This window comes from Bilifractor sp. LCP19S3_H10 (assembly GCF_052119185.1).
GTDB lineage: Bacteria > Bacillota > Clostridia > Lachnospirales > Lachnospiraceae > Bilifractor.
This window is the reverse complement of the sequence record NZ_JBQKFT010000002.1, coordinates 99,914-116,044: the sequence shown is the minus strand read 5'-3', so window position 1 is coordinate 116,044 and position 16,131 is coordinate 99,914. Positions and strand designations below refer to the sequence as shown.

Sequence of the window (16,131 nt, the reverse complement as noted above, 5' to 3'; positions counted from 1 at the left end):
GAAATTGATAAACTATATTTTAATTAATTTGCCGGAACGCTCTGCAAAATCGCCGTGCTATCATCTGCCAGTTTATCGTACTTTCCATCAAGGAAATGCTCCCCGAGGAATGTTACGAATCCGTTTCCATCACTTCCGCCAAGCGCTGTGACTTTTATCGCAATACCGCCCGATTTGGTCGTTCCGTCATTCGCTCCTGTCAGCAGCAGGACATCGCCTTCCCGTACTTTTTCTGTTGCGTCGGTATCGTCAATCATGAGAGAATATTTGCCGTCTGCCAGAGCGTCCAGCGTGTAATCATCCGCAAAAAATGCGTTCGTCATGATCGGATCAGAACCGCTCAACCGAAGAGCAAAAGAGATTTTTGCCCTTGACATATCCGCATGCTTTCCATTCGTGCCGAAACCTTTTGTTTCCTCTGTCGGTTCCTGTTCAGATGAAGAAGAACTGGAAGAGTTTGCAATGCTCCACGCAATATCTTTCGATGCTTCCTGACGAGAGGATACCGATGCTGCGGAAACAGTCTGTACCGCTTCCGACTGCGTGTCTTTTTGTTCTGTTCCGCAGGCCGTCAAAGATACGGCAAAATATACGGACAGAATTAATGCCAGTGTTTTTCGTTTCATTTTTTTACTCCTTCTGAATATATGACTGTTTTTTATTTAATTTTTTCTTTTTTCCGTCTTCCTGATCTGCCGTCTTTGACTGTCATCCACTTGTCTTACGACTCCTCCTGCCATACCCAGATCCCTTCTGCATCCGCTCCGTTTTCCTCTGCCTTTTCCGCTGATTTCGGGACTTTTTTCACCGCATATAAGTGGTTGTCCTGCGAATCCACGAAAAGGATGTAGGAAGAATTGTCCGTGCCATCCGCCGTGATCTGGAATCCGCGATCCGTCTGCTGCGTCGCGAAGGTGAAAATATTCATATCCGTTACCGCGTTCTCCACGAGCACGTCTTCGATTTTTTCCGCCTGCTTCTGCGTAAGGCCGATCTGCTTCAATTTTCGAATCGTCTTTTTTTGTGCGATGTTATATTTGGAATCCGTCTTTAGAACATACCAGCTTGCCGCATCCTGCGTTTGTTCCACCGCAGTTTCCGCTCCCTGAACGATCAGGCGCTGGCTGGTTCCTTCATATCCGTTACAGGTGGAAAGAGACACCAGACGGTTGTCTTCGCTTACGACAGGACCCGTCTCGTACAGCGATTTCTGCTTCATTTCCTTCTGATATTCCACAAACGATTCTTTTGACCCGAAGGAATACGTATAGGCCGGATCCTTTTTATTCACCGACAGCACGCTGAAAAAGGTATACGTATGACGGGTGCCGTCCGGAAGATACAGGTAAAACACATGATCCTTATACTTCGGATCCCGATATCGTTTCAGCTTTCCGAACATGGATCCGTCCGCCATGTTGTGGCCGTAAAGAAACGAATTCTCATCCGCAAAATACGGGTCATTGTCCGAATAAAGGAAAATGCTTCCGCCGTAGTTGTAAGATTTATCCGGAAGGTGATGCAAATACAGCGTATTATTATCCGTATGCATGACGGGATAGCTGATATCGTCCAGAACCAGCCATGCCACACAGTCCGTACCTTTTAACGCCTCCCAGTCGATATGCATCGCATCGGAAACCGTCGATTCATCGCTTGAAGAGGGCGGATCCGGTTCTTTCACCGCCTCTTTCCGGATACGCTTATACGTGTCCTTGCTTTCCTTGTATTCGTGTAATTTGGGTGTCATCTGCATCAGGCAGTAAACCAAAACCGCACCGGCTGCGGCAATCACAATGCCTCTGACAATCTTTCTTTTCATCGTTTTTCCCTTCTTTTTCTGGTTAAGGCTTCTTCTATATATTTGCCTGTTTTTCGAGGAGATTTTTAGAATTTTTTGCTTTTCCGCAGCATAGTCCGGGCGCACCTTTTCCAGCAGGACGCGCGCCCGGCAGGCTCACTGTTTGCACAAAAAAGGAGCGCAGCCAAAAGGTCTGCGCCCCTCTTTTTCAGCAGATTCTTTTCAGAATCCGCTTTTGTTTACTTTTCGTCCGTTTTCTTCTTTCTGCCAAGCAGCACGGCTGCGAGGATGGCAACCACCGCCACGCCTGCGGCAATCGGAAGTACCGGACTCATCGGACGATCCGATGTCTGGATTTCCGGTCTTGTCGGTACGGTTACGGTCTGAGACTTGTCGTTGATGTCTTCATGCTTTGCGATCTCCGCTTTGCTTTCCGCATCATACAGTTTCTCGAATACGACGTAATCTCCCGATGCAACACTGGTGACGTCGAAGGTGAACTCCATATTGATGGACCCGTTCGCCGCGTTCGGCGTAAAGGTGTTCTCAGAAGTTACTTTCTTGCCGTTCACTACCAGTGCCTCGCCGGTCTTCTTATCCATCAGAGTACCGGATACTTTATACTTCTTACCCGGAATCAGGTTCTTGAAGGAAACCTTGTCGTTAACGGTTACGGTGCCGCTTGTTGCAAGCGTCTTGTCGCCGTCCTTCTTGTCGGTTGCTGTCGTCTGGATCTCAATGTAGTGAACGCTCTGCGCCTCATCATTGATATCCTCGTGATGTGCAATCTCCTTCGGTGTTCCGTTCTCCGGATTGGTATACAGCTTCTCAAACGCTACCAGCGTATGTCCGCCAAGCTTGGATGCATCTACCGGGATGATCACGTATACGCTTCCGCTTACACGGCTCACTCCTGTTTCTGCATCTGCAGGTGTCTGATCTGCTGCTTTTGCTGTCTCCTCTGTTTCGGAAGCTGCGGTTACGGCGTCTTTTCCATCTTCGACGGAAGAATTAGTAACTGCTTCGTCAGCTGCCGTCTCTTTCTCCGGATCTTCCGGAAGATCTACGGTAACATCGGTATCTGCTTCCTTGGTCTCTGTTTCTTCAACGGTCTTATCCGTCTGGATATCCGCATCTTTCAGAGCCTTCATGTCTGCGTCATAGATTTCCTGCATCTGTGTTCCGTCATAGGAAGGAACCTCAACCTTGGAGTTCTTCTTCAGGGACACATTGAAGTATTCCAGGAACTGTCCATCGCTCAGCGTGATCGCTGTCTCCGGATTCTGGTCATTCACATCTGCTGCAAGAACCAGTTTGCCGCCATCTGCCGGGTCTTTGTCATAGACATGTACAAATCCCCATTTTCCTTCTGTCCACTCGTTCGGGGTCACCACGTAGGTTCCCTTCGCAATGCCGTTTCCAACTTCTGCAGCGGATACCGTAAGCTCTTCCTCTTCGGTCGGAGTCTCCGACGGATTCTCCTTTACCGGCTCTACGGCTTTTCCGTTCAGTGCTTTGTGAGAAGCACCGTTCGTTTCCGCTGTCAGCTGTTTTCTCACATCTTCCATGGTGCTGATGACAGTGCCATCTTTGGAGATAAACTGATTCTCCGTTCCTGCCACGAAAGATCCTTCAATCGTTACGTTGTCCACCGCTTTTCCGGTTGCCTTGTCCATAAGCTGTGCGTGCAGGGAGTAGGTTCTTCCTTCTTCCAGATTCTCATAGGAAACTTCATCAATGATGTAGTCTTTTCCTACGACGCCGTTATGGTTTCCGGTCACTGCGCTTGTCGCGTTGGTGTGAATGGACGGGATGTAGTCCGTCTGCGGGGTATCATTGATGTCGTGGTGTACCATGACATCCTGCTCCTCGCGGGTGAACTTCTCAAAGGCTACCGTTGTCTTACCCGCAAGGCTTACGCCCTTAAAGGTAAACAGTACCGGTACATAGCCGCTGACAGAATCCTGTCCGTCTTCGTCTTCCGGTGTCGTAAAGGTTACGGTCTGCGTAATCTCCTTGCCATCGTCATCCAGTGCGGGCTCCCACTTCACGGCTTTGCCGTTTTCGTCACGCTCGGTAACGGTCTGCAGAGCGCCGGTTACGGTGTACTCGGTTGCCGCGTGCAGGTTGCTGTAGGATACCATATCGAGAATCTTCATGGTATCGGTTGCTTCTGCCTCGTGGCTGTCAATGTCTACTTCGCTTTCGTGATCCGCAGCGATCTTCGCGAGATCTTCCTGCGTCAGCGCGGAAAGCTCTTCCTGTGTCAGTTTGCCATCCGTGTAGTCCGTTGCATGTGTGCGTCCCTTCGGGAACCGGATATCCTGCTCCTGATCGTCCACATCATGATGGACTGCGGTATGGTTGTTTTCGGATGTCTCTTCACCTTCCGGCACCTGGTAAAGGTCTTCGTAAACGACGATGGATTTTCCATCCAGAGTGCAGTTTCCGTCTTTGTCGATGAAGTCCGCCGCGTTCAGCGTGAAGGTTACATCGACGGTTCCGTTCTCTGCATCCGGTACGAAATGAACGGAAGATTCATATTCGTTGCCGTTTACATCGGTGATTGCCTTTCCTGTCGCCTTGTCAATCAGCTTTCCGGTCATGGTATATTCACCGGTCTCATTGATGTCATAGACAGGCGTATGGTCGGAAGGTACGATGATTCCGTTGTCTGTAATTGCAAGTCCTTCTTCATGGAGTTTATCCAGAAGCTCTTTTGTCCACAGATTCTCATAGGATACGGTATCGGTGATGGTGATCTCCTTCGGAGTGCCGTCTTCGTTATAAAGAGCGGTCTCGTCCAGTTCTCCGGCTTTCGCCGTTGTGCCGATCTTCGGAATCTTGATTGTCTGCGGAAGATCTTCCAGATCTTCATGTACGAAGATTTCTTTGCCTTCATTTGTAAACTTCTCGAACGCTACCAGCGTCTGGCCGGCAAGCTCGCTTGCGTCTACCGTGAAGGTAAGAGTGACATAACCGCTGATGGTCTTTGTTCCATCAAAGTGCTCCGTTACCTTGAGGTCGGACACTTTTGCGGGTTCTGCTGTCTGTTCGGTTTCGTCATTGTCATAGGCTGCCTGTGCAAGGTCTTCTGCTGCGGTAAAGGTGACTTTGCGTGTCGCTCCTTCATCGGTAAGGGCCTCGCCCGTTGCCTTGTCATGAAGGGTGCCTTCCACGCTGTAGGTCTTGCCTACAAGGAGATTCTGGAAGTACACCTTGTCTTCAATGGTGCGTGTTCCGTCTGCCACGGTGCTGTGGATGTTCTCCACACCGTCGGTTGCGTTGGTCTTGCCGGTCATGTAGTGAACGGTCTGTGATTTGAATTCCTCTTTATCCCATGTTTCGGGTGTGTTCTTCGCCGGATGGCTGCTGATCACGATTCCGTTATGGAGAATGTCTTCAAATACCGTTACATCTTTGCCCTGTACAAGGCTTCCGCTGACGGTCAGCTGAAGTTTATGGGTTTCTTCCGAAGCCTGTGCTTCAAACTCATCGCTTGTGACGGTAACTGCCTCGTCAATGTTGTCTGTTGCGGATCCGTCCGATTTCAGGTAAACCACTTTGCCGTTCTCAAAATCAGAATCGGTAAGGTCTACCAGACGTCCGCGGATCTGATACGCCTGGCCCGGAACCAGCTTTGCAAGTTCCACGGTATCCTCAATCACGCTGCTGGTAACATAGCTGTTCGGTACGACACCCTGGTCGTTTCCGGTTGCCAGATCAACGGCTGTGGTATGAATACCAACTTCGCTTACGCTCTGTCCGTCGTCATTTGTGTCTTCGTGTCTGTTGATAAGATGGGTCTCATCCTCCCAGTCCGGAGTCTGTGTATCGGAAGTGTAGCCATCTGCATGGTACAGTCTCTCGAATACGACGGTCTCCACACCCTGAATCTTCGAGGAATCCAGAGTAAAGGTCAGATCAACCGATCCGTCAACATCATGATTTGTGCTGTCAAAGTTGTCAAATACGGTCTTGCAACCGTTCGAGGAGCTGATTCCGTTTTCGCTTGCCGTGATGACTGTTGAAGCAGTAACTTCTTTTCCGTCAATCACAACCGCTTTTCCGGTATCTGCGTCCATCAGCTTTCCGCTGACGACATAGCTCTTTCCGGGTACAAGATTTGCCAGAGTTACGGTGTCTACAATGTTCTGCTGTCTGTCATCCGCAATTCCGTTGCCGTCCGCGTCGGTCTGACCAAACATCTTGCGAAGACCGTTGATCAAAGCACCAAAGATGCTTCCAACATGATCTCCTGTGGTCTTGTCAACCGCGGTGGTGTGGATTTCCGGATAATGCTCACTCTGGCTTTCGTCATAGATGTTGCTGTGTGTTGCTACCTTGACTCCGTTATGCTCCAGATCCTCAAAGGCAACGAGTGTCTTTCCGGCAAGGAGACTGGAATCAAAGGTAAAGGTCAGGTCAACCGTTCCGCTTACTGCGGTTCCGGTCTTGGTTACAGTTACTTTCTCGCCGTTCTTCGCGGTGATGTTCTTTCCATCTGCGGATACCGTGATTTCTGCCTTCTGTGTGACTGCGTTTCCGTCTGCATCCTTGAAGATGTCGCCGGACTTCTGGTCATGAAGGGTTCCGTTCACGGTGTAGTTCTTTCCGGGTACAAGGTTGGTCAGCTGTACCGTATCGACGATGACTGCGTTCTTGTGAACCGTACCAACATCATCCTTCGTATCTTTATCGATCGCGGAGGTCTTTACGTCCGGATAGTGCACGCTCTGATTCTCATCGGAGATATCGGAATGTGTGCTGATCTTGACGTTGTTGTGATACAGATCCTCGAATACAACGATCGTCTTTCCGGAAACAAGGCTGCTCTTTACCGGGAAGGACAGTGCTACGCTTCCGTTTGCAAGGCTGTTCGCCTGCTTCGTGAAGTTCTGCATGTTCTTTTCGTCCGCGGTGAAGGTCTTCGTTGCGGAAATTGCTTCGCTCTTGTTACTTGTGGTGTTTCCGTCCGCTTTCAGGTATACCGGATGATCCTTGGAAGATGCATCCTGTACCACCAGGTATCCCTTTACGGTATACTCTGCTCCCTGAACCAGTTTTGTCATGTTCACCGTATCGGTGATCACGGTTTCTTTTTCGTCTGCAACGGAGCTGTGGGTTTCTGCCTTTCTCGGGCTGTCACCGACATGATCACCGGTTCTGCTGTCAACCGCGGTGGTATGGATTCCCACATCGCCTACGGTCTGTCCCGCATCGCTGATGTCATGATGTACGTTTACCGTTACGCCGTTGTGAATCAGGTCTTCGAATACGACGATTGCTGCGCCGTTCTCAGATTCGCTTCCATACTTTACAAGCTTGGAGGAATCGAGTTTATATGTCAGGTCTACGTATCCGTCCACTCTGTGATTCTGTGCGTCATATGCCGTCACGCTGGTCTTCTCGCCGTTCTTCGCGGTGATCTTTCCGTCTGCGCTTGTGGTGATGACTGCGGTTTGTGTAACCTGCTTGCCGTCAATCTCGATGGCTTTTCCGGTACTCTGATCCATCAGGACACCGGATACTGTGTACTCTTTTCCAAGAGCAAGGTTCTCCAGTTTTACATGATCGACGATGGTCTGCTCTCTGCTGTCCTTGATGCCGTCTCCGGATACATCCTCGTCACCGAGCATTGCGCGTACCTTGTTGATCATCTCTCCAAAGATGGTTCCCACATGATCTCCCGTCTTCTGGTCGGTCGCTGTGGTCTGGATCTTCGGATAGTGCTCACTCTGACTTTCGTCATAGATGTTGCTGTGTGTTGCGACCTTGACTCCGTTATGCTCCAGATCCTCAAAGGCAACGAGTGTCTTTCCGGCAAGGAGACTGGAATCAAAGGTAAAGGTCAGGTCAACCGTTCCGCTTACTGCGGTTCCGGTCTTGGTTACAGTTACTTTCTCGCCGTTCTTCGCGGTGATGTTCTTTCCATCTGCGGATACCGTGATTTCTGCCTTCTGTGTGACTGCGTTTCCGTCTGCATCCTTGAAGATGTCGCCGGACTTCTGGTCATGAAGGGTTCCGTTCACGGTGTAGTTCTTTCCGGGTACAAGGTTGGTCAGCTGTACCGTATCGACGATGACTGCGTTCTTGTGAACCGTACCAACATCATCCTTCGTATCTTTATCGATCGCGGAGGTCTTTACGTCCGGATAGTGTACGCTCTGGTTCTCATCGGAGATATCGGAGTGTGTGCTGATCTTGACGTTATTGTGATACAGGTCCTCAAATACAACGATCGTCTTTCCGGAAACAAGGCTGCTCTTTACCGGGAAGGACAGTGCTACGCTTCCGTTCGCAAGGCCGTTGGCCTGCTTCGTGAAGTTCTGCATGTTCTTTTCGTCCGCGGTGAAGGTCTTTGCTGCGGAAATCGCTTCGCTCTTGTTACTTGTGGTGTTTCCGTCCGCTTTCAGGTATACCGGATGATCCTTGGAAGAGGCATCCTGTACCACAAGGTATCCCTTTACGGTATACTCTGCTCCCTGAACCAGTTTTGTCATGTTCACCGTATCGGTGATCACGGTTTCTTTTTCGTCTGCAACGGAGCTGTGGGTTTCTGCCTTTCTCGGGCTGTCACCGACATGATCACCGGTTCTGCTGTCAACCGCGGTGGTATGGATTCCCACATCGCCTACGGTCTGTCCCGCATCGCTGATGTCATGATGTACGTTTACCGTTACGCCGTTGTGGATCAGGTCTTCGAATACGACGATTGCTGCGCCGTTCTCGGATTCGCTTCCATACTTTACAAGCTTGGAGGAATCGAGTTTATACGTCAGGTCTACGTATCCGTCCACTCTGTGATTCTGTGCGTCATATGCCGTCACGCTGGTCTTCTCGCCGTTCTTCGCGGTGATCTTTCCGTCTGCGCTTGTGGTGATGACTGCGGTTTGTGTAACCTGCTTGCCGTCAATCTCGATGGCTTTTCCGGTACTCTGATCCATCAGGACACCGGATACTGTGTACTCTTTTCCAAGAGCAAGGTTCTCCAGTTTTACATGATCGACGATGGTCTGCTCTCTGCTGTCCTTGATGCCGTCTCCGGATACATCCTCGTCACCGAGCATTGCGCGTACCTTGTTGATCATCTCTCCAAAGATGGTTCCCACATGATCTCCCGTCTTCTGGTCGGTCGCTGTGGTCTGGATCTTCGGATAGTGCTCACTCTGACTTTCGTCATAGATGTTGCTGTGTGTTGCTACCTTGACTCCGTTATGCTCCAGATCCTCAAAGGCAACGAGTGTCTTTCCGGCAAGGAGACTGGAATCAAAGGTAAAGGTCAGGTCAACCGTTCCGCTTACTGCGGTTCCGGTCTTGGTTACAGTTACTTTCTCGCCGTTCTTCGCGGTGATGTTCTTTCCATCTGCGGATACCGTGATTTCTGCCTTCTGTGTGACTGCGTTTCCGTCCGCGTCTTTGAAGACGTCGCCGGACTTCTGGTCATGAAGGGTTCCGTTCACGGTGTAGCTCTTTCCAGGTACAAGGTTTGTCAGCTGTACCGTATCGACGATGACTGCGTTCTTGTGAACCGTACCAACATCATCCTTCGTATTTTTATCGATGGCGGAGGTCTTTACGTCCGGATAGTGCACGCTCTGGTTCTCATCAGAGATATCGGAGTGTGTGCTGATCTTGACATTGTTGTGATACAGGTCCTCAAAGACAACGATCGTCTTTCCGGAAACAAGGCTGCTCTTTACCGGGAAGGACAGTGCTACGCTTCCGTTTGCAAGGCTGTTCGCCTGCTTCGTGAAGTTCTGCATGTTCTTTTCGTCCGCGGTGAAGGTCTTCGTTGCGGAAATTGCTTCGCTCTTGTTACTTGTGGTGTTTCCGTCCGCTTTCAGGTATACCGGATGATCCTTGGAAGATGCATCCTGTACCACCAGGTATCCCTTTACGGTATACTCTGCTCCCTGAACCAGTTTTGTCATGTTCACCGTATCGGTGATCACGGTTTCTTTTTCGTCTGCAACGGAGCTGTGGGTTTCTGCCTTTCTCGGGCTGTCACCGACATGATCACCGGTTCTGCTGTCAACCGCGGTGGTATGGATTCCCACATCGCCTACGGTCTGTCCCGCATCGCTGATGTCATGATGTACGTTTACCGTTACGCCGTTGTGGATCAGGTCTTCGAATACGACGATTGCCGCACCGTTCTCGGATTCGCTTCCATACTTTACAAGCTTGGAGGAATCGAGTTTATACGTCAGGTCTACGTATCCGTCCACTCTGTGATTCTGTGCGTCATATGCCGTCACGCTGGTCTTCTCGCCGTTCTTCGCGGTGATCTTTCCGTCTGCGCTTGTGGTGATGACTGCGGTTTGTGTAACCTGCTTGCCGTCAATCTCGATGGCTTTTCCGGTACTCTGATCCATCAGGACACCGGATACCGTGTACTCTTTTCCAAGAGCAAGGTTCTCCAGTTTTACATGATCGACAATGGTCTGCTCTCTGCTATCCTTGATGCCGTCTCCGGATACGTCCTCGTCACCGAGCATTGCGCGTACCTTGTTGATCATCTCTCCAAAGATGGTTCCCACATGATCGCCTGTCTTCTGGTCGGTCGCGGTGGTCTGAATCTTCGGATAATGTGTTGTCTGTCCTTCGTCTTTGATATCGCTGTGCGCGGCGACTGTAACCTTGTTATGCTGCAGGCTCTCAAACGCTACAACGGATGTTCCGGCAATCGCGGAGCTGTCAAAGGTAAAGGTAAGGTCTACGGTTCCATCTACCCGGTTCTGATCTTTGTTCCATACTGCGGTTACTTTTTCTTTGTTTTTCGCTGTGAGTGTTCCATCTGCATTTACGGTGATGTCTGCACTCTGTGTCACGGTCTTCCCGTTCACGGTAAAGTCCGCGCCGGTCTTCTGATCTTTCAGAATTCCGTTTACGGTATAGGTCATTCCCGGTACAAGGTTCTCCAGTTTTACCGTATCCACAACCGTTGCTTTTGCACCGATGGTTCCTACGGAATCCTGTGTGTAACCGTCTTTTGCGCTTGTACCGACTTTCGGATAATGCACGCTCTGGTCTTCATCTTTGATATCGCTGTGGGTATCCACTTCAATATTCTTATGAAGAAGATCTTCAAACGCAACAACCGTCTGTCCCTCCAGAACACTGGAGTTGAAGGTGAAGGTCAGATCTACGGATCCGTCCACGCTATGATTGCTGTTCTTTGCGTTCAGCACTCCCTGTGCGTTGGAAGCGGAGCCTGTTACTTTTGCTTTGCCGCTTGCGTCGAAGGTTACGGTGCCTTCCGCGGTAATCTTCTTGCCGTTTTCAAGAACGGGTTCACCGGTCTGCTTATTCATAAGGGTTCCGCGAACCGCATATTCTTTTCCGACAACTACGTTGTTCAGCTTGACGGTATCCACCAGTTTTGCTGATTTACCGGATGTTCCAACATGATCACTGGTCTGTCCGTCTTTCGCGGTCGTTCCGATCTTAGGGAAGTATACGCTCTGTGCGGTATCTTCCAGATTCTCATGCTGATCCAGTTCGTAGAGGTCTCCGTCATCCGATACATGATACAGCTTTTCGTACGCAACGACTGTCTCGCCGGCAAGCCCTGTCGAATCGAACTTGAAAATTACATTCTTTGTTCCATCCATGGACTTTGCACCGACAGAGAATTCACCGGAATCTGCTGTTGCAAGGACTTTTCCGGTTGATTTCTGGATCAGCTGTCCTTTAATAAGGAAGTTTTCATGCGGAGCAAGATTCCAATACTGTACAGCATCAACAAAAGTATCTTCCTTGCTCTTTACTCCGACTTCATCTTCTACAGACTGATCGGTAAGGGTTGTCCTGAGTTTCGGAACATAAACTGTCTGGCTGGTGTCGCCCGTCTCTTCATGTTTCGCGATTTCGATTCCCTTCCAGTTCAGATACTCGAAAGCAACGAGTGTCTTTCCTTCCAGATTGGAAGCGCTGAAATGGAAAGTAACGTTTACCGTTCCGTCCTTCTGGGACGGGGTGAAGGAAGCCTGCGCTTCGGCGACTGCAACCGTCGGATTGTCTTTGTCTACGAGTTTTCCTTTCAGAATATAGGCATCCCCCGGAGTAAGATTCTCATAGGACACGGTATCCACAACGGTTGCGGTGTCTGTCAGAGCGATGTTCTTGGAATCAATGTCAGCATTTTTTGCCGTTGTTCCAAGTTTCACATCCGGGTTCTCCCATACTTCCGGATCAAGGCTTACATTCTTGCCGTTGGTGTCAATGACGACTCCAAGGACAGATCCTGCCTTGTTTTCCTTTGTGTCATTCTTGCGCACATTGGAAATGTTTTTGCCGTAGTTCAGGTTTTTCACGAAAACTTCGCTGATTGTGTACTTATCAAACAGCAGGGCCATCTTGCTGTCATCCGCAGGAGCCTCGCCGAACCAGATACCGGCATTGGCATCCAGCTTGGAAGGATCGTCGCAGACATAAGCGCCCTCTGCTGTTTTCCGAATCAGGGAATCATTTCCGTTGGTGTTGTTGGAGTGCTTGTTTGCCTCCGTATTCACACGTCCGTTCGCATCCGCAATAATCACGTGGCTTTCGCCGGTTGTTTCCGATGTGATCACGAACGGGATTCCTGCCATCGGCTTGTTGCTGGTGTCGTATTTCAGGAAATTCAGTCCGCCACGCTGCGGAGATTCCAGAGCTTTCACTTCATCAGCAGCGTCGTTGTCTGCATCAATTTTCTTTACGTCCGCCTGAACGTTTCCGTTTTCGTCAGGATTAAAGTGGATTGTATAAACCTTATTATTGAGCCGATATCCATCCGGAGCCTTGGTTTCCTGGATCAGGATGGTACCGATTGGCATGCCCGCCAATCCATCATCCATATAGAAATCGTCACCGGCAACTTTATATTTACTAGCAAGACGTGTCCTTCCCTTCGCATCAGTCACCAGTACCCATGTCCTGAGCGGGGTTTCGTCTTTCAAAGAAGCCTCATCGCCGTTCTGCACATCATAATATTTCACTGTGTACTGCGCTCCGGCAAGAGATCCAGCGCCCTGCGGAGTTTCTTTTCCGGTCTCCGCGTCTCTCTTATGCAACAGGATGGGTGACGGGTCGAGTGCGGGTTTATCCTGCACCTGGATATGGTATGGATTGTTTTTGACGTTATCCTCTGTTACTTCAATATCCGGAATGTCAGTGTTCTTCAGATACCCGTGTGGAGCAGTTTTTTCTGTTACATGATACGTGCCAATCTCTACCTGGATCGTCGGCGTATTGCCGTTCTCATCTGTCGTCACGGTATACGTCTTGCCGGTTTTGGTATTGGCGAGTTCAAAGATACCATCCTTCAGGCTGTAGCACCGATTGTTATGCGTAACATCCGTATTGGATGACGCTTTTGTCAGATATACATAAGTCTTCGGCGTATCACTGGTATTGACTACCAGCGGATTGCTGTTGCTGGTATGGTCTTTTATCTGGTCCGCCGTCACCTTATACCAGGTATCATCCAGTAAATAACTGCCATTACTTGGTGTGCCGCATTCGTGGTAATAATAGGTATGTCCCGGTTCCACCTTCACAACATTGGAATATTCATCGTTTCCAATTGTGAACTTCAGTCCCGTTCCTTTTCCGCCATCGGCTCCGCCTTTTCCGTCATACCAGATCTCGTACTCCGCTCCGGCTGTGCTTCCGGCTGCCTCTGTACCTGTTTTATGAATTCGGAGATAAACGTAAGGCGTATCGCTTGTCTGAAGAACCAACGGATTATTCGCATCGGTATGACTTGCGATTTGACTTGCAGTAAATTTATACCAGGTATCATCCAGCGTGTAATTGCCATTACTCGGCGCGGCGAATTCGTGGTAATAATAGGTATGTCCCGGTTCAAGGTCTACAACATTGGAATTTCCATCCTTTCCAATTATGAAGCTTTTTCCGGTTCCTTTTCCGCCGCCGGCTGTTCCCTTTCCATCATACCAGATCTCATACTGCGCTCCGGTGGTAGCGCCGTTCGAACCGCTCTTATGAATTTTGGCATAAACTTTTGATGAGCTCCAGCGATACAAAATGTATGCGCTGTCACTTTTTGGCGTTAATTTGGAAATAATATTTCCGCCTTTTCCAATAATTGTAGGAACATCAATGGTCTTTTTCCACTGGCTTCCCGGTGCATTTGCATTATCATGCGTCTTATACCATGTCGCATCTGCTTCATGAATAGCATAGGATCTATACTGATCTTTGCCATGTATCGAATGCCAGAACAGATCATCGCCAGGCGTATCTCCCCAGTAAATTCCAATGTGGCTGTCACCCAGGTTGCCGAACTGGTCCGTACCGGGCATCATATTCACATCTTTTCTGGGATTCATGATGATAATATCGCCTTTTTCAGGTTTTGCCGCAAGGAGTTCTGCTTTGGTTGCATACAGTTCTGCATGGATACCATTATCATGGAAATAATTCATATATGGAATAATCGTTGCCCAGTTTGGATAATTATACGAATTTGCTCCGATCGGTGCGTTTTTTGCTCCCGCATCGTGCAGTGCCAGTCCCACAAAAAAGCCGCAATTCATGGTCTTGAGGTTATAATCAGCAGGACCATACGGTACGCCAAGATATTTGGACTTGTGTGAATTCAGACTGTCAACAAATTGTTTTCTTGAAATCCCGTACAAATCGGACAATGTTTTTTTGGACGACCGATTATCATAATATGAAATGTTGCTCCATGATCCCTCAATGGTAGCCGCCTGAAGGTTTCCGGAAGCACTCTCTTCTGTTTTATCCTCGTCCTCCGCAGTACTATCCTTTGCGGATACAACATCTTTGAACACCTTTTTGTTGTCCGCTGTAATCTTTCCTTCTTTCGAGAAAATACCGGAAAGTCTTGCTGCGGCCTCGGAAGTGGATGCAGATACTACATAGTAATCTACGGTATCGCCATAGTTCGAGGAGGAAAGCTTCTTCCCTTCTCTATCTACGGATCCGGCAATCACTGCTTCCGCAATTTCTCCGGGAATGTAATACTTTGCATTCTTTCCGTTATTGCCCGCTGCGCCGATTACCGTGATTCCCGCATTCACGGCTTCTTTCACGGCTTCCTCTACTGCAGAAGACTCTGCGGTTTTGGTTCCGGAAAGGGAAAGGTTAATGACGCTTACTTTTCTTTCCATCGCGTAGTGGATGGCCGCTGTTACTGAAGAAGGAGTTCCGTTTCCGTTTGCGTCCAGTGCTTTGATGCTCAGGATTTTTGCATCCGGATCTTCTTCTGTAATATACTGCACCATCTGAGAACCATGTCCGTTATCGTCGGACGCGTCATCGCCGAGCATGGAAACTGCTTCTGTGACATTGCCTTCTTGGGATGCGCCGGTATCAATCAGGGCAATTGTTCCCTTTTTCACCTTATCGGTTGGCGCATTTGCCAGCTCGGTCAGAGGGTTGCTGTCCTGTGTCATCGCACTGGCTGCGGTGACGTCGGTGATATCCGCGTCATCTGCGGCACTCAGTGTTGCGTTATCGATATCGACAAAATCCGCTGTCTTTGCGTATCCGGCGTAAGCCACTTTTGCGAGCCTTACATCCGGGTACTGAATCAGGTACAGGCCGTCATAGGAAGAAAGGATGTATTCCTGATCTCCTTCTACCACAGAAGCATTGTCTGTACCAACCAGAAGTCTTGCAGATGTGAAGTCCATGTCGTCATATGCGCTGGTATCGATCTGCTTGTCTTCGGCTGCAGGCGTAGTTGTTTCTGTCTGTGCCTGTACTTCTGTCTGTGCCTTTGCTTCGTCTTTCTTTGCAAAGTCAACTTCGATGGTCTTGTCCTGATCCGCCGTCAGGTTGTACGAGAAGGTATCTCCGGATACAAACCCGGTATCTTCCGAACCGCCATCCATCGTTACCGTGTATGTACTTACCTCATACCCGTCGGAGGCTGCTGCTGTAACCGGCACCGTGGCCCCCTTTGTCTCTGTGAGGGTTAAGGCATAAGGATGCGTATTGTCAATAGCGGCAACCGTTTCGTTTCCTTCTGCATCCGTGGTCTTTACGGTACCATCGTCCTGCATCTGAACCGTCTTTTTGTCGCTATCATTTCCGACAGCCACGCTTCCACCCGCATTGTCAATCTTAACGTTAATCACTACGGTTTCTGCTGTCTGTTTTTCAGACGTGCTTGCCACATTTTCCGTCTGGACGGTTTCCGCCCATGCGGGAACTGTTCCGGCACATGTAGTGACCGCTGTCAGTACTGACAATGCCAGTGCCATAACCCGGTTTTTTAAACTACTCATTCTTTTCTCCTTTCCTAAGAATAAAGATAAACTCTTGTAGATATGTCCACGCTTTATATATGT

3 protein-coding genes are annotated in these 16,131 nt (G+C 49.3%); all 3 read right to left on the bottom strand.

The genetic code is table 11. The features are described from left to right. Positions 1 to 23 precede the first annotated feature (23 nt). Complete coding sequence (locus ACTQZS_RS02285; protein WP_441474390.1) at positions 24 to 626, bottom strand: hypothetical protein; 603 nt, start codon at positions 624 to 626, stop codon at positions 24 to 26. Positions 627 to 721: 95 nt separating this feature from the next. Further along, on the bottom strand, positions 722 to 1,822 hold the full coding sequence (locus tag ACTQZS_RS02280) for a class B sortase (RefSeq protein WP_441474389.1): 1,101 nt from the start codon (positions 1,820 to 1,822) through the stop codon (positions 722 to 724). Positions 1,823 to 2,040: 218 nt separating this feature from the next. Further along, positions 2,041 to 16,068 (bottom strand): VaFE repeat-containing surface-anchored protein, encoded by a 14,028-nt coding sequence (locus ACTQZS_RS02275; protein WP_441474388.1) that lies wholly within the window; start codon positions 16,066 to 16,068, stop codon positions 2,041 to 2,043. Between the last annotated feature and the right edge of the window lie 63 nt (positions 16,069 to 16,131).

What these genes read in the sequence shown, in the direction of transcription:
- ACTQZS_RS02285 (WP_441474390.1), bottom strand. Translation starts at nt 626, where the DNA reads ATGAAACGAAAAACACTGGCATTAATTCTGTCCGTATATTTTGCCGTA.
- ACTQZS_RS02280 (WP_441474389.1), bottom strand. Translation starts at nt 1,822, where the DNA reads ATGAAAAGAAAGATTGTCAGAGGCATTGTGATTGCCGCAGCCGGTGCG.
- ACTQZS_RS02275 (WP_441474388.1), bottom strand. Translation starts at nt 16,068, where the DNA reads ATGAGTAGTTTAAAAAACCGGGTTATGGCACTGGCATTGTCAGTACTG.